This is a genomic window from Amycolatopsis australiensis, assembly GCF_900119165.1.
GTDB classification, from domain to species: domain Bacteria; phylum Actinomycetota; class Actinomycetes; order Mycobacteriales; family Pseudonocardiaceae; genus Amycolatopsis; species Amycolatopsis australiensis.
The window spans coordinates 4457412-4477361 of sequence record NZ_FPJG01000006.1 but is presented as its reverse complement, the minus strand read 5'-3'; the positions used below and the strand labels follow the sequence as shown (position 1 = coordinate 4477361).

The 19950-nt window shown below is 73.2% G+C and carries 19 protein-coding genes and 1 pseudogene; 7 read left to right on the top strand and 13 right to left on the bottom strand.

Going from position 1 to position 19950, the window contains the following annotated elements:
- Positions 1-41: 41 nt before the first annotated feature.
- The 8 genes and pseudogenes from BT341_RS22255 to BT341_RS22220 form a co-directional block, all read right to left on the bottom strand.
- On the bottom strand, positions 42-239 hold the full coding sequence (locus BT341_RS22255) for an acyl-CoA carboxylase epsilon subunit (RefSeq protein WP_072478121.1): 198 nt from the start codon (positions 237-239) through the stop codon (positions 42-44).
- Positions 236-1891, bottom strand: a complete 1656-nt coding sequence (locus BT341_RS22250; protein ID WP_084742963.1) for an acyl-CoA carboxylase subunit beta — start codon at positions 1889-1891, stop codon at positions 236-238. The genes BT341_RS22255 and BT341_RS22250 overlap by 4 nt, the downstream gene beginning before the upstream one ends.
- Before the next feature lie 299 nt (positions 1892-2190).
- Positions 2191-2418, bottom strand: a complete 228-nt coding sequence (locus BT341_RS22245; protein WP_072478120.1) for a MerR family transcriptional regulator — start codon at positions 2416-2418, stop codon at positions 2191-2193.
- Positions 2408-3073 carry a hypothetical protein gene (locus BT341_RS22240; RefSeq protein WP_177328879.1) on the bottom strand — a complete coding sequence of 222 codons (666 nt, stop codon included), beginning with the start codon at positions 3071-3073 and terminating at the stop codon, positions 2408-2410. The genes BT341_RS22245 and BT341_RS22240 overlap by 11 nt, the downstream gene beginning before the upstream one ends.
- Positions 3074-3766: 693 nt before the next feature.
- Entirely contained in the window at positions 3767-5686 is a 1920-nt protein-coding gene (locus BT341_RS22235; protein ID WP_072478118.1) for a DUF8034 domain-containing protein, read from the bottom strand.
- Between the two features lie 41 nt (positions 5687-5727).
- Positions 5728-6624 (bottom strand): annotated as a pseudogene (locus BT341_RS47350) (carbohydrate ABC transporter permease); the annotation flags it as partial.
- Positions 6614-6898: an ABC transporter permease subunit gene (locus BT341_RS22225; RefSeq protein ID WP_245805058.1), complete on the bottom strand. Its 285-nt coding sequence runs from the start codon at positions 6896-6898 to the stop codon at positions 6614-6616. The gene BT341_RS22225 and the pseudogene BT341_RS47350, both read right to left, overlap by 11 nt.
- Complete coding sequence (locus BT341_RS22220) at positions 6898-7344, bottom strand: hypothetical protein (RefSeq protein ID WP_245805057.1); 447 nt, start codon at positions 7342-7344, stop codon at positions 6898-6900. Before BT341_RS22220 ends, BT341_RS22225 begins: the two co-directional genes overlap by 1 nt.
- Positions 7345-7567: 223 nt before the next feature.
- Here BT341_RS22220 and BT341_RS22215 point away from each other — a divergent pair, with 223 nt between their 5' ends.
- The 5 genes from BT341_RS22215 (at position 7568) to BT341_RS45450 (ending at position 10741) form a co-directional block, all read left to right on the top strand.
- Positions 7568-8326: a FadR/GntR family transcriptional regulator gene (locus BT341_RS22215; protein ID WP_072478117.1), complete on the top strand. Its 759-nt coding sequence runs from the start codon at positions 7568-7570 to the stop codon at positions 8324-8326.
- A 350-nt stretch (positions 8327-8676) separates the two neighbouring features.
- On the top strand, positions 8677-9045 hold the full coding sequence (locus tag BT341_RS22210) for a DUF805 domain-containing protein (protein WP_072478116.1): 369 nt from the start codon (positions 8677-8679) through the stop codon (positions 9043-9045).
- A 26-nt stretch (positions 9046-9071) separates the two neighbouring features.
- Positions 9072-9482 (top strand): hypothetical protein, encoded by a 411-nt coding sequence (locus tag BT341_RS22205; protein WP_143168620.1) that lies wholly within the window; start codon positions 9072-9074, stop codon positions 9480-9482.
- Between the two features lie 43 nt (positions 9483-9525).
- Complete coding sequence (locus BT341_RS22200) at positions 9526-10284, top strand: hypothetical protein (protein ID WP_072478114.1); 759 nt, start codon at positions 9526-9528, stop codon at positions 10282-10284.
- Between the two features lie 292 nt (positions 10285-10576).
- On the top strand, positions 10577-10741 hold the full coding sequence (locus tag BT341_RS45450) for a hypothetical protein (RefSeq protein ID WP_177328878.1): 165 nt from the start codon (positions 10577-10579) through the stop codon (positions 10739-10741).
- A gap of 11 nt (positions 10742-10752) precedes the next feature.
- Here the strand turns inward: BT341_RS45450 and BT341_RS22190 are convergent, their stop codons facing one another.
- Positions 10753-11157: a hypothetical protein gene (locus tag BT341_RS22190; RefSeq protein ID WP_143168619.1), complete on the bottom strand. Its 405-nt coding sequence runs from the start codon at positions 11155-11157 to the stop codon at positions 10753-10755.
- Positions 11158-11285: 128 nt separating this feature from the next.
- On the opposite strand from BT341_RS22190, the gene BT341_RS22185 reads away from it, so the two are divergent.
- Positions 11286-12587, top strand: coding sequence for a serine/threonine-protein kinase (locus BT341_RS22185; RefSeq protein ID WP_072478111.1), 1302 nt, complete (start codon positions 11286-11288; stop codon positions 12585-12587).
- A 35-nt stretch (positions 12588-12622) separates the two neighbouring features.
- A complete protein-coding gene (locus tag BT341_RS22180; RefSeq protein WP_072482118.1) occupies positions 12623-13852 on the top strand; it encodes a protein kinase domain-containing protein in 1230 nt (409 codons plus the stop codon).
- A gap of 51 nt (positions 13853-13903) precedes the next feature.
- On the opposite strand, the gene BT341_RS22175 is transcribed toward BT341_RS22180, so the two are convergent.
- The 4 genes from BT341_RS22175 to BT341_RS22160 are packed head-to-tail and all read right to left on the bottom strand — an operon-like array spanning position 13904 to position 19872.
- Complete coding sequence (locus BT341_RS22175; protein WP_245805056.1) at positions 13904-15997, bottom strand: transglutaminase TgpA family protein; 2094 nt, start codon at positions 15995-15997, stop codon at positions 13904-13906.
- A gap of 2 nt (positions 15998-15999) precedes the next feature.
- On the bottom strand, positions 16000-17160 hold the full coding sequence (locus BT341_RS22170) for a DUF58 domain-containing protein (protein WP_072478110.1): 1161 nt from the start codon (positions 17158-17160) through the stop codon (positions 16000-16002).
- Between the two features lie 4 nt (positions 17161-17164).
- Positions 17165-18118 carry an AAA family ATPase gene (locus BT341_RS22165; protein ID WP_072478109.1) on the bottom strand — a complete coding sequence of 318 codons (954 nt, stop codon included), beginning with the start codon at positions 18116-18118 and terminating at the stop codon, positions 17165-17167.
- A gap of 11 nt (positions 18119-18129) precedes the next feature.
- Positions 18130-19872 carry a fibronectin type III domain-containing protein gene (locus BT341_RS22160; RefSeq protein WP_072478108.1) on the bottom strand — a complete coding sequence of 581 codons (1743 nt, stop codon included), beginning with the start codon at positions 19870-19872 and terminating at the stop codon, positions 18130-18132.
- Between the last annotated feature and the right edge of the window lie 78 nt (positions 19873-19950).

Below are 19950 nucleotides of genomic sequence, written 5' to 3'. Positions count from 1 at the left end.
GAAATCGACCGCCGGCAGAAAATGAAGCGGGAAAGGGCGACCTACGGGTGCGTCGTCGTCTGCCAGCTGTGCGCGACGACGAATCCGGACGTCATTCCCGGAGTCCTCCACCCGGATTTCGGCGCTCCGCCGGGCGGGGGCGCGGCCGCGGCCGGGGGCTGCGCCGCCCGGCAGAGCAGGGCGACCACGAGTGCCGCCAGCTCTTCGGGGTCGAGACCGTGCCGTGCGTTTTCCGTCACTGCGGCGGGTTCCCGTGCTTGCGGGCGGGCAACGCGGCGTGCTTGGCCCGCAGCATCGCCAGGCAGCGCACCAGCGCCGACCGGGTGTCACGCGGGTCGATCACGTCGTCGACCAGCCCGCGCTCGGCGGCGTAGAACGGGTGCATCAGCTCGCTGCGGTACTCGTCGATTTTCTGCCGGCGCGTCCGCTCGGGGTCTTCGGCGGCGGCGATCTCCCGCCGGAAGATGACGTTGGCCGCGCCCTCCGCGCCCATCACGGCGATCTCGTTGGTCGGCCAGGCGAGCGAGACGTCGGCGCCGATCGACCGCGAGTCCATGACGATGTAGGCGCCGCCGTAGGACTTGCGCAGGATCACCTGGATCCGCGGCACGGTGGCGTTGCTGTAGGCGTACAGCAGTTTCGCGCCGTGCCGGATGATCCCGTTGTGCTCCTGCTCCACCCCGGGCAAGAACCCCGGGACGTCGACGAAGGTCACGAGCGGGATGTTGAAGGCGTCGCAGAGCTGGACGAACCGGGCCGCCTTTTCGCTGGCGTGGATGTCCAGCACGCCGGCCAGCAGGCACGGCTGGTTCGCCACGACACCGACCGGGTGCCCGTCGAGCCGGCCGAGCGCGCAGACGACGTTGGCCGCCCAGCTCTCCTGCACCTCGAGGAAGTCGCCGTCGTCCAGCACCTCCCCGAGCACCGCACGGATGTCGTACGAGCGGCTCGGGTCGACCGGCACCAGGTCCATCACGGCGTCCAGGCGCCGGTCGGCGGGGTCGCCGGAGCGCCGGACGGGCGGCAGCTCCCGGTTGTTCGAGGGCAGCAGCGCGAGCAGGTGACGCACGTCCGCCAAGCAGGAAACCTCGTCGTCGTAGGCGAAGTGGGCCACTCCGGAACGGCCCGCGTGCACGTCCGCGCCGCCGAGGCCGTCCATCGAGACGCGCTCGCCGGTGACGGCCTGCACCACGTCCGGGCCGGTGACGAACATCTGTGAAATCCCCCGGACCATGAAGACGAAGTCGGTCAGCGCCGGCGAGTAAGCCGCGCCGCCCGCGCACGGGCCCAGCATCACGCTGATCTGCGGGATCACGCCGGAACAGCGGACGTTGCGCCGGAAGATGCCGCCGTAGGCGGCCAGCGCGGTGACGCCCTCCTGGATCCGGGCGCCCGCTCCGTCGTTCAGGCTGACCACCGGCGCTCCCGCGGCTTCGGCCATGTCCAGCAGCTTGTGGATCTTCGCCGCGTGGGCCTCGCCGAGTGCCCCGCCGAAGATCCGGAAGTCGTGTGCGTAGACGAAGACGGTCCGGTCGTGCACGGTGCCCCAGCCGGTCACCACGCCGTCGGAGTGCGGACGGCGCCGGTCCAGCCCAAACGCGGTCGCGCTGTGCCGCCGCAACGCCTCGACCTCGGTGAACGAACCCGGGTCGAGCAGCAGCTCGATCCGTTCATGCGCGGTCAGCTTGCCCTTGTCGTGCTGACGGCGGGTGGCGTGGGGGTCCGGGCCCTGGCGGGCGGTGGCCTTGATCGCTTCGAGTTCGCCGACGGTGTCGTGCAGGGTGCGCGGCGGCTGCCCGTCGGCGACCAGCGCGAGCTTCCGGCCTGCGGTTCCGGCGCGCGGGCCGGAGGTGGTCTCTTCGGTGATGCTCACGGCGTTCGGCTCCCCCATGGATGGATTTCGGCGCCGGCAAAGGGTGATCCCGGCGGCTGGGCCGGGAGACGGGTGGTTGCGCGCTGCCGGTGGCATCGGCGCCGAGTGGCGCCGGCGAAATTTCGGAAGACACGGTGTAGCGGGAATTTGGACACACTTCTACCGCCACCAAGAGCGTGACACCGCGTCGGCCGGGTGTCAAGCCCGAGCCGCGAAACGGGCGTCCGAGGCGGTCGGCCGGGACTGTGCACAAAGGACTGAACAAGGAAGGGGCTCTCGCCTGCGCGGCGAGAGCCCCCTTCCGAGTACGGCATTTCCTAGGCGGGGTCGCGGCTTTCGTCACCGGCCAGCGCGTCCTCGGCCGCACTGCCGGCGACGATCGCCAGCAGCTCGGCCAGGTCGTACTCGGCCCGTCCCGGGCTGCCGTAGCGCACCAGCTTGCCACGGCTGGCCCATTTCCTGATCGTCGACTCCTGCACGCCGGCCGCCATGGCCGCGAGCTGCGTGGGCACGGTCTGACGACGCCGCGCGGCTTCAGGACTCATGCGCACTCCCGGCCGCCGGGCGTCTCGTCTTGGCGAGCCGATCGGCCAGCGGCAGCCATTGATGGGCCTTCCACACATGTCCGGACTCACAGCGCACGTGGCCGGTCAGTGAGGTGCCGCCGTCTCCGTGCGTGGTGGCGAACAAGGCGCTCTCGCACCCGGGCCGTACGCATTGCCCCAGTTCCAGGTGAATCCGGGCGCCCGGCTGGGCCGCCTGCCGGGCAGCCCTCGCGAGAGTCGTCACCTCGTCGACGAAATCGGCGGCCGCCGGGTGCGCCAGCAGCCAGTCCAGGTGCGCGGCGACGAACGAGGCCAGCGTGGCGACGTCACGCCGGGCCGGCCTCGTGACCGCCCGTTCGGCCGTGACCAGGCCGGCCCAGGAAGCGAGGATCGCGACCATGTCCGAACGCACGGACACCGCGGTGTCGTTCAGCTGCGCGTCCTTCACGAAACGGCCGCTCACCTTCTCCGTGAGCGCCCTGGGCGCGGCGATGAGCAGGGATTCGCAGTCGTCGTAGAGCCTCGGCAGTTCGGCCAGGTCCGCGGCGATCCGGTTCCGGCATCCGGAGCAGTGGCCGCGCCGGGGCCCGTCCCGCCCCGGAGCCGCGCTCCGGACATCACCACAATCGGGCGCCGAGCAAGAATCGATGGACACTTCAATCACCCCTCCGACAAAGCTTTCGGGTAGCATCCTCTTGCCTGGAGAGATGTCGGCCTCCCAGGCGGACGCCCGTCGGAACACGACTCGGCCGGCCGGCGATCGACCGTCGAATTGGTCAACCATGACCGGCCGGGCTGGTGATCCGCCCTGAAACACAACGTTTACAAACCGGCATCCGGGATCGATGCCCGTAAGACAGACCGCTCCCCCAGCGGTTTGATCCCGAAACTTGCAACGTCAACGAAACAGGCCCCAGTACTCCGATGCCGAGAATCGCCCCAGCGCTTTCCCGGCATCCACGGCCGGAGACTACCAGCGCGGGGAACCCCACGCCAACACGTGGCGAGCCGTGAATTTCCCACGGAAAACCGTTGTGTTCGCCTCAAAAAGCAAGGGATCCGGCGAGTCACGGCCGACGCCGGGAATCGGTACAACTGGACACTTCAGACAAACAACGTCCGGCAATTATTGAACATTCATATTTCTGCGGTCGCCGTCACTGACACTGTCCTCAGTGGACGCAAGAATGCGGCGCGGAGGCGTGGCACGGAATCCACGCCGTGCAGCAGCCGGCTTGACACACGTCGGCCGGCGCGCGCATGAAGTGTTCCTGTCGGCCCGCCTGCACGTGACAGTGCGCGAGGACGTTCCCGGCCGAGAACGAGCCGGTGCTCCCGGCGGCGGGCCTCATGCGCCGCGCTCGTCGAACGGCGTGGCGTAGGACGCCGTGCCGGCCCGCAGCGCCAGCCGCAGGGACAGGCGGATCCGGGTCGACCGGGGCAGGTCCACCCGCAGCCACGGGCCGTCGAGGTCGATCGACGCGGTTGTCACCACCGGTTCCCGGTGGCCGTAGTCGTAGAGGCCGCCGATCCACGACGGGTCCTCGCACGCGCTGTACTCCGCGCCGCGGATGTGGTGCTCGGCGAACGCGCCGGCCTGGACGAGGACCGACCGCGGCTCCTGCGGGTCGAGGTTCACCAGCTCGACCACGGTCGCTTCGGGATCGATGCGGGAAACCAGCGCCGCCACGGACGGCGGCAGCCCCGGCCGGCGCGCCCGCGCGTCGTAGTAGCGGACGCGGGCCTGCTGCAGCCCGCCGTTGTAGACGACCTGCGGAGCGCCCCAGGTGAGCTGGACCAGTGCTTCGGTGACCACCGGGTTGGACTGCTGCCACAGGTGGATGTCGGCTTCCGGCACGGCCCGGCCGCGGTAGCGCTCCATGCGGGTCAGCCGGTGCCGTACCTGGGCCTGGGCAGCGGCCAGGATGCGCTCCGGGTAGTCCGGGTTGTCGCCCGCGAGGTAGGCCAGCCACGGCTCCTCGTGCCCGGCTTCCTCCTTGCTGCGGAACGGCCGCACGATCCGCCAGTCGTGGCCGGCCGCCGCGCGCAGCCGCTCGAGGCGTTCGCGGTCTTCCGGCGCGGCCGTGTGGTGCCACAGCGCGGCCGGGACGCCCATCAGCATCGGGTTGTAGTCGAACCAGCCCCGGTCGTCGTAGCGGAACGGGACGTGCAGCGTCGGGGTGTCCACGTCGTCACGCAGCTGCACCGACCACTTGGCGGCGAGGCTGGAATCCGCCTCGGTGAACGCCATGACTTTGCCGTGGCCGATGATCTCGTCCAGCGCCGGGCGCACCAGGTCGGTGAACGTCTCGTCGCCCGTGGCGAGCGTGGCCGTCAGCGCGCCGACGACGGCGGCGTGGCCGACGCTGTACCAGCCGTGCGGCCAGGACCAGCCGTAGTGCCCGCCGTACCAGCGCCCCTCCAGCAGCCCGCCCACCGTCCCGTCGGGAGCGACGTTGTCGGGCAGGACGCCGTTGTTGGCCGCCGCGCGTTCCCGCCAGGCGCCCACGTACTCGGCGAGCCAGTCGCGGTAGCGCCGGTCGCCCGACAGCAGCAACGCGTTGAAGACGAGCCCGGAGGCGGCCAGGTTGACGGCGGTGTCCCCGTCCCCCATCCTCCGCCGCATCTGCTCGCCCAGCCGCGGGTCGTGGTCCCGCGGGGGCTCGTCGGCGTCCGCGGGCAGCAGCCACGCCAGCGGAAAGCCGTACGTCGCGGCCTCCCGGGGCAGCCACGGGTACCAGCCACCGTCGAAGAGCCCGTCGCGCGCCGGATCGCTGCCGTTGTGGGGACGGCGGAGGATGCGGTGCGCGGGGTCGTAGTTGCCCTGCGCGGGGTCGACGTAGAGCTCCGCGAACCGCAGTGCGCACTCCCGCCACCGCCCGGGCGCGGCCATGCACAGGAAGTACAGCAGCAGCAGGCTTTCGCCCTGGTGGAACCAGTCGTAACCGCGTTCGTACTCGTCCTGCAGCATGCCCAGCTCGGTCAGCTGCCGGGTGACGCCTTCCCAGTGCCGCTCCGCTTCGGCGAGCAGGTCGTCGGCGCCGCCGAGCAGGTAGAGCTGCGGCCAGTTGAAGAAGGTCTCGTAGAAGTCGTCGACGCCGTCGCGGCTGGTGAGCCCGTCGTCGTAGACCGACCGCCCGTCCGGGCCGGTGAAGTCGCGGGCGAACTGCCGCCACGCGCGGTCGAGCAGGTCGAACAGCTCGCGCTGCGCGATCGCCCAGCCCGGTGGTTCCAGCAGGGGCACCGAGGCCGTGACAGCGGCATGCATGGCTGCTCCTTGGTCGCGCCGGCCAGCATCCCGGCGACCAGGAAACGCTGGGAGAACAGGAAGACCGCGAGGACCGGGGTGATCGCCAGCAGGGTGGCCAAGGCCGGTTCCGGGCGCTGCACCGCCGCGGTGCCGACGGTCGGGTTGAACTGGGGAACCGAGTTCAGCAGCGTGCCCAGGCCGACCTGGACCGGGAACTGGTCGCTCTGCGGCAGCAGGACGTAGGGCAGGAAGTAGTTGGTCCAGTTGGCCACGAAGCCGAAGAAGCCGACGAGGGCGACGATCGGCGCGGCCAGCGGCAGGGCGACGTGGCGGAACACCCCGAACGCCGTGCAGCCGTCGAGCTTGGCCGCCGCGATCAGGTCACGGGGCACCGCGGTGCCGAAGTAGATGTAGGTCAGGTACACGCCGAAGGGGTAGAACGAGTACGGCAGGACGACCGACCACATCGAGCCGATCAGGTGCACCGCGTTCACCTCGAGGAACAACGGCACCACGAGGGTGGCGTTCGGCATCAGCATGACCACGAGCGTCGCGACGAGGAGCGTGTGGCGGCCGCGGAACTCGGTCATCGCGAGCGCGTACCCGGCCGGGATCGCGACGCACAGGGTGATCGCGAGGGCCACGAACGAATAGACCGCGGAGTTGCCGAGCCAGCGGAAGATCGCGTTGTCCTGGAACGAGGTCAGCGCGGTCCAGTTGTCCGCCAGTGCCCGCCACGAACCGAACGACAGCGGGTTGCCGTGCACGAGCTGGTCGTCGGTCTTCGTGGCCGCCAGCAGGAGCCACACCACCGGGAGCACGAAGAACACGAGGAACAGCACGAGCACCAGTGCCGCCGGCGGGTTCGGCAGCCGCCTGGCGCGGCGCCGCCGTGGACCGGCCGCGCGGCGTACCGGCTCGTCCACTTGCGCGGGAAGGCGGACGTCAGTCGGCATCGAAGAACCCCGAGCGGGTGACGAACACGCCGGCGACGACGAGCCCGGCCACCAGCAGCTCCACCGAGATCGCCGCCGCCGTGTTCACGTTGTCGTTCTGGAAGGCGAAGTCGTAGGAGAGCTGGTTGAGCGAGTAGTCGTGTCCGGCCACGCCGACACTCGCCTGTGACAGCAACGGGATCTGGATCCGCCAGGCCGTCTGCCACCCGCCCGCGCCGTCGATCCGGGCCGCCTCCAGCAGATCGGGCGAGATGTTGTCGAGGGCGCCGTACATCACCACGATCCAGCCGCCCGCCCCGGTCCAGAAGGCGGGATCCGGCCCTTGTCCAGCGGTGCGGTGAACCCGGCCTGCACCGCCCAGGAGATCTCGTTTTTCTGCGAGCTGAACACCACGTCCGGCCAGCCGCTGCGGGTCCGGTTGAACAGGCCCACCTTCATCTGCAGGTACTTCGAGCCGTTGGCGTCGCCGTCGTAGGTGACGATGTCCAGCTGCACTGCCGGGTGCTGCTTCTGGTAGAGCTGGGCGGCGGGCAGCCGCGTCGCATCGACCCAGACGGTGATCTTCCCGCCCGTCTGCGGCACCGGCTGGAACCCGCCTTGCGCGCCGTTGCCGTTCCCGCCGTTTCCGCAGGCCGTGACGGCGGCGAGGGCCAACCCCGCGTACCGCCGGCGGCGCACGGCCGAGCCGCCGGCTCCCGTGGTGCGCGCGGGAACTGTCATGAGGTACCCCGCTTCGTCGTGGCCGCGATGAGTAATACACATTCTGGACAAGCAAATCGGTCGTGAGCACCATCACAGTCGCCCACGCTTCCGCCGTCAAGAAGCTGGCCTGGAGTTCGTTCCCGGAGCAGCAGGACGCTTGCCCAAATGAGTCCTACCTATTTCGGTGGCGATGTCCGGATGTATGGTTCTTACGGTTGCCGCGGACGAAGGAGGCCAGCGAGTGGACGAGACGGCCGGGCCGGCAGGCACCCCGCCGGCGACCGGTGCGGCGCCGTACCGGCCGGGATACGAACTCGTCGCCGAACAGATCCTCCAGCTCATCGCCGAGCTGCGGTTGCAGGCCGGCGACCGCTTGCCGACGGAGAACGAACTCGCCGCGCGCCTGGGCACCTCGCGCACCGTCGTGCGCGAGGCGATCAAGATCCTCTCCGCCATCGGGCGGGTGCGTGCCCAGAAGGGGCGTGGCCTCTACGTGGCCGACGACGAGGGCATGCTGGGGTCGGGCCGGTGGTCGGGGTTCTTCATGCCGACCGATCTCGACCACGTCTACATGCTGTTCGAGTTCCGCCGCGTCCAGGAGATGACCGCCGGCAGGCTGGCCGCCACCCGCGCCACGCCGGTCGAGCTGCGGTCGATCGAGGTGGCCGCGGAAACCTGCCGGCAGGGGCACTTGACCGGCGAAGCGGCGCTGTTCGACCGCGGAGACGACGACTTCCACCTCGGCATCGCGGCCGCGTCCCACAACCAGTTCCTCCTGGCCGCGGTCCGCGAAGTCCGGCGGCTGCAGCACCAGTCGAGCACGATCGGGCTCCACGGCACGGTGGGCGGCCACGCGGCGGAAGCGATCGAAGAACACGCGGCGATCTACGAGGCCATCCGCGACGGCGATCCCGAAGCGGCCGCCCGGGCGGTCGCTATCCACCTCGACAACACGTTGGAGGATTACCGCCGCGAAATCCAGCGGCGAGTCTTCGGCTGACGCCCACCCGGGTCCCGCAGGCAGTACCGCACGGCGATCGGGCCGGACGCCTTGTTGTGGCACCGGCTCGGCGTTCGCCACGCGCACCGCCACTCGCCGAGGCGTCAGTGGGTGAAGACGGGCGCGACCCTCGACGAGCGGCTCGTCGAGGACTTCGAGCACGCCGCCGGCGGCGTAGTCGGGAAGCGGCCGTCCCGGCGAAGCAGTGCTGGACCGACCCCAGCGACAACCCCGCCTCCGCGGCGACCCTGCGCAGGCTGCCGCACTCCGCCTGGCAGCAATAGGCCAGAAGGTCCCACGGCGGTCCGCCGCACCCGACACTGGTCGGCACACGGAACCGGGGAGTCACGATGGACCTTCGATCGGCATTCGCCAGCTGCGTCCGGTGGTGCGTGCGCTTCCGGGGACGCGCGACGCGCCGGGAATTCTGGCTGCTCTTCCTCGGCTGTCTCGGCGCCAACGGGCTTGCCGTGGCGCTGGACGACGCGCTGCTGCTCGACATGTGCCTGCTGCTGGTCGTTCCGCTGGTTTCGGTCGGGGTGCGCCGGCTGCACGACACCGGCCGCGCCGGTGGCTGGCTGTGGCTCGCGCTGTTCGTCTGGGGCTTGCCGGTCGCCGGGGTGTTCCTGGCCGGGCGAAGCGAGCCCCACGTCAATCGCTATGGCCCGCCGCCGCTTTCGCTCGGGATCGCCGCGGTCCCGGCCGACCGCGACCGGTGACGGATCTCGTCGAGAAGGAGAAGAGCATGAGCGCTCAGCCGCGGAAAGCACTGCGGTCCGCCAGGATCGGGATGTTCGTGCAGTCCGGTCTCGGCATCGTCACCGGCGTGGCGTTGCTCGTCCTGCTCGGCACGTCCGATGTGGACGACGGCGAACTGGTCGCGCTCCTGGCCGTGAGCACCGTGCTCGCGCTGGCGCTGTTCCTGTGCGCCCTGCTGTTGCCGCGCCGCCTGGCTTGGGTGCGGATCGCCACCATCGCCATCGAGAGCGTGAACGTCTTGGCCGCCCTGTGGGGCCTGTTCGCCTCTCTCGTCACCGGCGGTGCGCCGAGCCCGGCCGTGGTGCTGCCGATCGTCCTGTCGATGCTCGTGCTCCGGCCGCTGCTGCAGCCGGAGGTGCGGGACTGGTTCGCCGGCCACCGGGCGACGGCGCCGTGACAAAGCTCGTGGCCGTCCGGCCACGCCGACAGAGGAGGGATGCATGAAGAAGGCCTACGTGTACGGCATGGCGGGACTGGTGACCGCCGCGGTCGGCGTCACCGCGGCTTCGGGGCTGTTCGACGGCGCCGAAAGCAGCGCCGGCGAATCGCAGGCGCTCGCCGCCACCACCGGCGCCACCCCGAAGCCGGCGCCGGTCCGGCAGGAGGCACCGCCACCCGCCGTTCGCGTGGTACCCGCGCCGGTGGCCGAGCCGGCGGCCCAGGCCGTGCCGGTGGCCAAGTCCGCGGAGCACGCGCCGGCCCGGAAGGCCAAGCCGGTGCAGCGGACGCACCACAAGAAGGCGGACCGGCCGCGGCCCGCGGTGGTCCGCGCCGCCGCGGTCGAGCACCTGGGGCCTCGGCAGGCCGCGACGGCGGTGCGGCCGATCGCGATCGTCGTGCCACCGCGGCCCGACCCCGCCACGATCGCGCGGCAGGCCCTCGACGACGCCGCGCAGGCGGTGAAGAACGCCCGCCGGCTCGTCGACGACGCCTCGGCCGAAGTCAAGCGGGCGAAGTCGGACCTGGAGCAGTTCAAGCACGCGAAGGCGGAGCACGGCAAGCACAAGGCACCCGCGAAGAAGCCGAAGGGCAAGCCGGCTCCGGTGCACAAGGTCAAGCCGGTGACGACCCCGAAGGGCTCCGGCACCGTGTCGGTGTCGCTGGATTCGTCGCAGGTGAAGCCGGGCCAGACCCGGACGGTGACCAAGTCGACCGCGGACGGCTCGGCCTGGTCGAGCGTCACGGTGACGCGGAACTGACCGGCCGGAGGGGGAGGCGCGGCCGCGGCACGGGCTGATCCCGTGCCGCGGCCGTGGTGTCGAGGAACTGAACATCACGCGGGTGCTCGGACAGGTCGGTACGACGACCGCCGCGACACCAAGGAACACCACGGCGGCACGGGACGCACGACGGTCCTCACCGGACACCGGCCGAGGCACGACCGCGACGCAGCCGCGATCCGGCCGCAGCCCGCGACGTCCGTGCCCACCTTCCGGTACAGCCCCCTGGACGACGACGGGCGCGACCGTGGCCTGCAACCAGCTGCGGCGGATGCTCAGGCCCGCCGCTGACGCTCTCGTCGAGGCGGAGCCCGGCGGCAAGACCGGGTTCAGCGGCAAGAGCGGCCCGTCCGCACCGGTCGGCGGCAGCTGGCGCCTGGGCGCCGAACTGGACGACGACTACCTCCGGTCGCCGATCCCGTCCGGCGCGAGCTGACGACGGCCTCTTCAGGCGGCCGTTCCCGCCGGGCCGTCACCGTGGTGGCGGGTGTAGTACTCGTCCGCCAGTGAACGACCGGTCAACCAGCCGAACACCCCGGCGGCACCGGCGATCGCGGTGCCGGCCGGCGTGCCGATGAGCGCGCCGGTCGGCACCGCGTACACCAGCGCCGACGCGGCGCCCGCGCACCGGGTGAACGCCTTCCGGCTCGGCTCCGGGAGGTCCTCGTCGACGGCCGGCGGCTCGATGCCGGCTTCCAGGTCGTCCGCGGGTTCGGGCGCCGGCGCACGGTGGCCCAGCCAGGCCACGCGCGGAATCGCGATGTAACGGGCGCCGCAGCTGCGCCTGAACGCCGCGTTGCGCAGCGCCGCCCCGAACGAGAGCACGGGTCGTTCCACTTCACTCGGTGCCATGCCCTGAGGTTTCCACGAGCGTGCGCGCCGAGGGCCGGGATGGCAGCAAGCGGCCACCGTCCCCCGGAACACGGCTCGCCGCGGGACGATCGGCGGCGAAGCCGACAGGCGCGAGCACAGGAGCGGAAATGGCGACAGCGGAAGAGGGCCACTACAGCCTCGTGCCGCTCGGCGGCGGCGCGTCCGGCACCGTGTGCGCCTGCCGGCGCGGCAGCGAAGTGATTGCCCTGAAAGTGTTTCCCGGCCGCCTCTACCGGCGCACGCGCGCCCGCCTCGACCGCGAACTGGCCGCTCTGGCGGGGCTCGCCGAGCAGGCCGGGGTCGTGGTGCCGCAAGCGGTCGAGACGATGCCGGACGGGCGGGTCGCGCTCCGCATGGAACTGTGCACCCAGTCGCTCGCCCGGGTCGTCGCCGCGTCCGGTCCGCTGACCGTCTCCGACGTCCTCGTCCTCGGCCTCACCCTCGCCTCGACGCTCGTCGCCGCGCATCGGGCGGGGATCGTCCACGGCCGGGTGACGCCGGCCAACGTGCTGTTCCGGGCCTCCGGCGAGCCGGTGCTGAGCGACTTCGGGCACACCCTCCGGGACGTCTTCACCCGCGACGGCGATCACGGGATCGCCTACCTGGCCCCGGAGACGCTGGACGGCGACGCCGGCGAACGTTCCGACCTCTACGGGCTCGGTGTCGTGCTCCACACGGCGTTGGCGGGCCGGCCGCCGTTTCCCGCCGCCGCGCCCGATGTCGCGGCCCTGCGGGACTCCGTCCGCCACGATCCGGCTCCGCCCGTGGACCGGCCGGAGGCGCCGATCGACCTGCTCGTGCTCGTGGACCGGCTGCTCGAAAAGGATCCGGTGAAGCGGCCGGCCTCCGCCGAGGAGGTGACGAAGCAGCTGATCCGGTTGTGGGAGGCCCAGGAACCGGAACCGGAACCGGGCCCCGGCCCGGCAGCCGGGTCCCGCCTGGGCGCCGAGGTGTTCGCGTGGCCGCCGCCCGGAGCCGGGGAGCCTGAGCCGGCGCCGCGCAAGGACCGGGCGTGGCTGCTCGTCGCGCTCCCGGCGTGCGCCGCGATCCTCGTCGCCGTGGCGTGGATGCTGGTCAAGGGACCGTTCGGGGTCACACCGTCCGCCGCGTCCGGGACGGCGAGCACCCCGCCCGGCACCGTCGAACCCGTGTCGCTGGACCTGGCCGAGCCCGCCGATCTCGGGACCGCGGCCACCCTGTCCTGGACCGGCCCCGCCGGGTGGGAGTTCGCGGTGGTCGCCGCCGCCGAAGCCGGCCCGACCGAGACCACCCTGGTGCGGCGGAACCGCACCGCGCGGGTCACCGTCGACCCGCGGGTGAAGTACTGCTTCCAGGTGCAGGCGACCGACGGGGTCCGTGTCCAGGTCAGCGAGCCGAGACCCTTCCGGGGCGCCACCTGCAGGGAGTGAACCGCCGATCGCCCGGCGCTACCATGATCGGCGTCATGGAGAATCTCCCCGCCGGCGACCTGGTCCCGTTCCGGGACGGTCCCCTGGCGTCGTCGTACCTGGGGCGGCGCGGCGAGGTGGTCGTCAAGGTGCTGCCCGAGCCGCTGGACCGGCGGACGCGCGCGGCCTTCGAACGGGAGCGGGCGGCGCTCGCCAAGCTGCGCGGCGCGCCGATCCGGCACGTCGAGCAGGTCCGGGAGCTGCCCGGCGGACGGCCGGCCCTGGTGACGCCGAGGTGCGCGGAGTCGCTGGCCGACCGCGTGGCCCGCAGCGGCCCCCTGGACGTGCCGGCGACGGTGGCGGTCGGCGCAGCGGTCGCGGAGGCCCTCGCCGCCGCGCACGGCGCCGGGCTGGCACACGGCGGCGTGCACCCGGGGAACGTCCTGTTCGCCGGTGACCAGCCGGTGGTCGCCGACTTCGGGGTGGTCCTCCGGCGCCGGTTCGGCCGCGAAGCCTTGGCCGAGACGGGGTTCCTGGCGCCGGAAACGTTGAGCCGCGCGGTGCTGGACGAAGCGTCGGACCGCTACGGGCTGGGTGCGGTGCTGTACTTCTGCCGCACCGGTCAGGCGCCCTTCCGGGCGGCGGCGGGCGAGCGCGCGGAGACGCTGGTCCTGCGGGTGTTCGACGCACCACCGCCCGATCTCGCGGACGTTCCGCCCGGCCTGGCCGGCCTGGTGAAGCGGTTGCTGGCCAAGGATCCGCACGAACGGCCGGACGCCGAAACGGTCGTCGCCGAGCTGACGGCGTTGCGCCAGGCCACGGGCGAGCCGCTGCTGGTGCTCGAACCGCGGCGGGAACCGCCTGCACCGCCGGGGAACCGGCGGCGCATCCTCGCGGCGGTCACCGCATGCGCCGCAGCGGCCGCGGTCGTGGCGGCGGCAGCCGCCCTGTGGCCGTCCGGGACCGGGACGCCCACCCCGGCTCCGCTCCCCCCGCCCCCGCCCTCGACGACGGGCGCGGCCGACGCCGTCCGGATCGACCTGGACGAGCCCGCCGACCACGAGGACTTCGTGACGCTGACGTGGCACGCCCCGCCGAACCTCGATTTCGCCGTGCTGGTGACCGAAGCGGGACAGCCGAGCCCGCGGGTGATCATCGCCCAGCGCGCGACGAGCCGAGAGATCCCGGTGGAGCGCGGCCGCGGCTACTGCTTCCGGATCCAGGCGGCGAGCCCGCGCGGCACCTGGCAGAGCCAGGCGCGCCCGATCCGCGGCGCGGTGTGCTGAGCGACGCCGCACGCAGCCGCTCCCGCCCCAGGCATTCCGCCGGCACCCGGCTCAACGAGGCGAGCGCAGCACCATCGGATTGAGCGCCGCACGCAGCCGCTCCCGCAGTGGCCGCCGGCGCAGGCCGTCGCGGACCGCCCGGACCGCCGCCCACGCGCGTGCTCCGGCGTCGGGAGGTGCCGTACCCGACCACAGTGCGACGTCCACGACCGCCGCCAGCGAACCGAGTGCTTCCACCGTCGTCCGGTCCGCGACTCCGGACGCGGCCGTGCCGAGGTCGCGGACGGTCATGCCCGCGGTGACCGCGACCCCGTGGGCGCGCAACCGGTCGCGGGCCTCCGCCCACGCCCCGAGCACCGCCGCCCGGCCGGGCCGGCGCCGGCGGAGCCGGGCCCGGATGCCCACCGCCGCCGGGACTCCGCCGCCCCACGCCAAGCCCGCCGCCGCCACCAGCACGGCCGCGGCCAGCGCCGGTCCGGTCCAGCCGCCACCACCCGATCGAGAGTCCATTGTGGACGCTACGTCCGCGGTTCCCGTGTCCGCCAGCTGGGGTTCCGGGGGCAGCTCCGCCCGGGCCCGGGCGACGGCGGCCGCCACCCCGGTGCTTCCGGCCCCGCTGGGAGCCGCGCCCGCGGCCGGGTCCAGCGCGACCCAGCCGACCCCGGCGACGGCGACTTCGGGCCACGCGGCGGCGTCCCGGTTGCGCACCAGGTACGACCCGTCGGGCTCCGGCCGCTCGGGTGCGCGGAAACCCGTCGCCAGGCGGGCCGGGATGCCGCGCAGCCGCGCCAGCGCGACGTAGGCCGCCGCGAACTGCTCGCTCGTGCCCCGCTTGTCCTCGACGAGGAACTTCCGCAGCTGCGGCCAGCCGTGCCCGGTCGGGACATCGGTGCCGACGGCCAGCCGGTAGTTGTCACGGAGGAACCGCTCGAGGGCGAGCGCGGACCGGAACGACGGCCGCAGGCCGGGCAGGGCACGCTCGGCGAGTGCGTCGATCTCCGGCGGAACTTCGCTCAGGCTGCCCAGCCCCGCCGCGGGGTCCACGGCCGCGTCGGCGAGCCGCGCGGCGTCCGTCTCCGGTTCCCACCACCCGATCGTGTACCGCGCACCCGGGTTCGGCCGCTCCGCGAGGAGCGTGCCCCGCTGTTCGTCCACCAGCGTGGGCACGCCTTCGACGGTGGCGGGCCACGTCTGGCTCGGCAGCCACGGCCCGCCCAGCCCGGTGAGCTCGACGCGCGCGGTGTTCCGCTCGACCGGCACGCCGACCACCCGCCCCGGCGCGACCTCGCGGCCCACCCGGCGGTAGCCGGTCCCGGGCCGCCAGTTCACGCCGTCGAAGCCGTCGAACACCACGAGCGGCCAGCGGGACACCGGTCCGGACGCGGTGTACCGGAACACCGGGACGCCGGGATTCCGCCACCGCGCCGCGAGATCGTCCAGCGGGCTGGCCACCGAACCGGTGGGCAGCGGCGCGGCTTCGATGTCACGCAAGGAAAACGCCGGCCGCTCCGGCGGCACGCGCCCGGCCGTGATCGCTCCGGCCACGCTCAGCAGCACCACCGGGACGACGAGGACGGCCGCCCGGGATGCGGGACGGCCGGCCAGCACGACGACCGCCCCGGCGAGCAACGCGTAGCCCAGCCCGGCGAACACCGCCGTGAAGCCGCTCACCGCCGCGTACGCCTGGCTCAGCACGGCCACCAGAAGCCCGGGCACGAGTGCGGGCAACGGGCGCCGCACGCGGTGCAGCAGCTCCAGTCCCAGCCACGCGGCCACCAGCACCAGCAGCGGGACGAACACCAGCAGCCGCGGGTCCGGCGAGGCCGGCCACGTCGACTGGAGCGTGCGCCGCCAGCCGTGCAGCGCCCCGTCGGCGAGCACCGAAAAAGAATCCGCGGTGGGCAGGCCGCCCAGCGTCGTGCCCGGCAGAACGGCCTCGACGATGGCCAGGACCCCGGCCGCCGGCACGAGGAGCGGCCGCCACGGCACCAGACCCGGCCACCGACGGCACAGCTCGGCCACCGCGAACGTCGTCACCACGACGACGAGCCCGGGCAACAGCGGCAGCACGCCGAACACCGGGCCGAACAACAGGCCCGCGAGCGCGGCCGCGGCCACCATCGCCACCTCGGCTCCGCGTGGCACCGTCAGGACACCATTTCGTTCCACCGGCTCACCGCCTCTCCGGCGTCCGGCGCGCTGATCCGGCGGGCCCCGCGGACCCCTTCGATGCCGTGGACGCCGAGGCCGTCCATGCCGAGCCCGTGGGTGCCCACCCCCAGCACGTACAACGCGGAGAAGCGGGACCGGACCGCCGCCAGCCCCGGCAGGTCCCTGCTCGCCCGCCCGGTGACCACGACCAGGCACCCGCCGCGGCCGCCGGGGCCCGCGAGCGCCGCGGGGATCATCGCGCCGTCCGCGTCCTGCGCGACCTCGCAGAGCACGTCGAGCAGCGGCCGCACCGCGACGGTCCCGCCGTTCGTGGCCACGTCCGCTCCCGAGGAGGTCAGGAGGCGGCAGCGGTGCCCGGCGGTGGCGGCCGCGTTCACCAGCGAGGCCGCCAGCTCGACCGCCTCTTCGAACTCGGCGGCGGACAGCACGCGCGGGCGGGTGTCGAGCAGCAGCGTGAACCGCGGGTGGTCGGGGTCGACGTAGTCCCGGACCATGAGCGTGCCGGTCCGCGCGGTCGCCTTCCAGTGCAGGTGCCGGACTTCGTCGCCGACGACGTACTCGCGGACGTCACGCAGGTCGGCCGAGCCGTGCAGGGAGTCGTCCGTGGTCGGCCCCTCGTGGTGGTGCCGCGGGTGGCCCGCGCCCGGTGCCCGCGCCGGCCGCAGCGGCGGGTAGACCCACAGCGTGGCCGTGTCGCCCGCGGTGATCCGCCGGCGGACGAGCCCCAGCGGATCGGCGCGCTCGATCGAGAGCGGACCCACCGTGATCCGGCCGCGGTGCCGTCCGGTCAGCTTGTAGGCGTAGGACTGGGACGCGCCCGGCGGGAGCGGGTGAACGTCGACGACTTCGCCCTGGCCGCTCTGTTCCCGGGCGGTGAACCCGGGCTGCCGCCGCCCGCCCGGGTTGGCCACCACGAGCAGCGCGGTCGTCGCCCCGCCCCGCTGGATCCGGTTGGACGGCATTTCCCGCCGCACGGAAACCCGCGGCCGCCGCAGCGTGACGGCGGCACCCGCGAGCAGGGCGCCCGCGGCGGCGCCGGCGAGCGCCCGCAGCAGGACGTAGCCGGCGATCTCGCCGAGGGCGTACAGCACAACAGCGGCACCGAGGACACTCAGCCCGCGCCGGGTCAGCCGCATGGGTTCACACCGCGTTGACGGCCGGCACCGGCGTCTTGTCGAGGGCGTCCTGCACGATGTCGTCCGGCTCGCGCTGGTTGAGCTCCGCGTCCGCGGTGAGCACGAGCCGGTGCGCCAGCACGGGTTTCGCGACCGTCTTGACGTCGTCCGGGGTCACGTACGCGCGGCCGTCGGTGGCGGCGATCGCCTGGGCCGCGCGGACGAGGGCGATGCTGCCCCGCGGGCTGGCGCCGTACCGGACGTCCGCGTGGTGGCGGGTGTGCTCGGCCAGCCGCACGGCGTACGACAGGATCGCCGGGTCCAGCCGGGCCGTGCGGACCTCGTCGATCGCCGCGCGCAGCGCCGCCAGGTCCACCACCTGCGACAGCTCGTCGGGCCCGTACCCGGCGCACGCCCGCATGATCACCTCCACCTCGGCGTTGTGGTCGGGATAGCCGACGGCGACGCGCATGAGGAACCGGTCGAGCTGAGCCTCCGGGAGCCGGTAGGTGCCTTCCATCTCGATCGGGTTCTGCGTGGCGATCACCAGGAAGGGGCGCGGCACGTCGTGCGGGACCGAGTCGACGGTGGCCCGCCGTTCGGACATCACCTCCAGCAGCGCGGACTGCGTTTTCGGGGTGCCACGGTTGATCTCGTCGGCCAGCACGACGTTGGCGAAGATCCCGCCCGGGTGGAACTCGAACCGCTCGTTGTTCTGGTGGTAGACCATGACGCCGGTGATGTCGCCGGGCAGCAGGTCCGGGGTGAACTGGATCCGGTTCCAGCTGCCGCCGATGCTGCGCGCCAGGCAGCGGGCGAGGGTCGTCTTGCCGAGCCCGGGCACGTCCTCGATCAGGAGATGGCCTTCGGCGAGCAGGGCGGCCACGGCCAGCCGGACGACCTCCGGTTTGCCGCGCAGCACCCCCTGCACGTTCTCGGCGATCCGGGCGTAGACCTCGGTCGCCCGCGGCTGCTGCATCGATCCTCCTGTCACGACGGCGGCGCCTTGTGCGCCGACGCGGCCGGTCCGGTGCCCGCACTGTTCTCCGCGGTCACGGTGACGGTGAACGGGATGTCCTTGCCGTCCCAGATGTCTTCGATCGTGTACGTCCGCGCCGAGCCGGCGAGCGTGACCGAGCCTTCGCGCGTGCCGTCGTCGCGAGTCCAGTGCACGTGGTAGGCGATCACCGGGGCGCCGTTGGGCTCGGCGGCCGTCCAGGTCACCTTCGCCCAGGTGTGCTTGGTCGTCGCCTCGATCGCGAGGCTCCCCGGGCGGCCCGGCGGCCGCACCGCGGCGCGCGGTGTCACCGCCTTCGAGCCGACGCCGGGGCCCGCACCCGCGCGGTTCACCGCCACGACGGTGAAGACGTACGCGGTGCCGTTGCTCAGGCCGCTGATCGCGGCCGAGCGCGCGCCGCCGCCGACCGTCGTCTCGCCGCCGGCCCAGCTCACCAGGTAGCTCGTGACCGGCGCGCCGTTCGGCGCGGCCGCGCCCCAGGACACGGTGGCCGAGCCGTCGCCCGCGGTCGCGGAGACCGCCCGCGGCGCGCCGGGCGGAGCGGCGGGCAGCGGCGCGTTCGACGTCGGAGGCGGCGTTTTCTTCGGCGGCACAACGGGTTTCCGGTCGCCGCCGGGGACGGCCGGTGCCGGCGGCCCCGCCGGGTGCGTGCCCGGCGGCGGCTGAACGGGCGGCGGCTGCTGCTGGGTCTGCTGGTCGCGGTCCGGCGTGCGGTCGCCGGCGACCGGCACTTCGCTGACGCCGCCGTCGTGGTCGACCACCATGACGTGGGCGCCGTCCGCGCCGTCGACGTAGACGCGGGCGTCGCCGCCCTTGACCAGCGGGGGCTGCCCGTCGCCGCCCGGGATCGGCCGGCGGTCACGCGGGACGCCGGCGCTGTCGAAGGTGTTCAGCGTGTGGTCGGTGCGGTTGACGACCGCGACGACCCCGCCGGACGATTCGATGCCCGCGTAGTCCCCCGGCGGGAGGCCGACGGTCACCGGACCCACCGCGGCCCCGGTGGGGTCCACGAGGTGCAGCTTCCGGCTCCCGGGATCGAGGATCGCCAGCCGCCCGGCCACGTCGGTCGACGCGATCTGCGCGTTGTCCGGCACGTCGACCCGCAGTGGCGCCGGCGCGCCGAGCTGCGTGGATTCGACCGGCCGCACGGTGTCGTCGGTGGTGTCGACGAACACCGGGCGGTCGGCGACGACGGCCAGCAGGCCGTGGTGCCCCTGGGGCAGCGCGACCGGGCAGGACACCCGGTCGGCCTGCTCGGGCAGGGCGCACAGCAGCCCGGCATCGGTGCGGGGCAGCCACACCCGGCCGTCGCCGGTCGCCACCGGGGTGGCGACCGGGCCGCCCGCCGGGATCGTCGCGGGGTGCTCGCCGAGCCGGATCACGGTGCCTGCCTGGCGGTAGACCGCGTACGGCCCGCCGCGGACCTCCAAGGTCACCGGGCGTTCGTCGGCGGGCGCCGGCGTGCTGCCCTCGACCGTCAGCGACGACTTCCCGAATTCCACGATCCTGGCGGGGCCGACCACAAAGCCGCTGGTGTCGCCCTGCACGACCGGGCCGGGCCCGGCACCGGGCAGGCTCACCTGCGCGTCGGCACGGTCGCCGCCCCCGCTGACGTGGAACGCCATGCCGTACTCCGGGCTGTAGACCCAGTGCCCGGACGGGCTGAGCGCGAAACCGCCGGGCGGATCGGCCGCGCCGCCGACAGCGAGTCCCACGACGGCGAGACATGCCGCCACCGCCAGCGCGATCGGAGCCCTCGCCCGCCATCCCCCGCGGGCGGCCCCCTTCCCTCC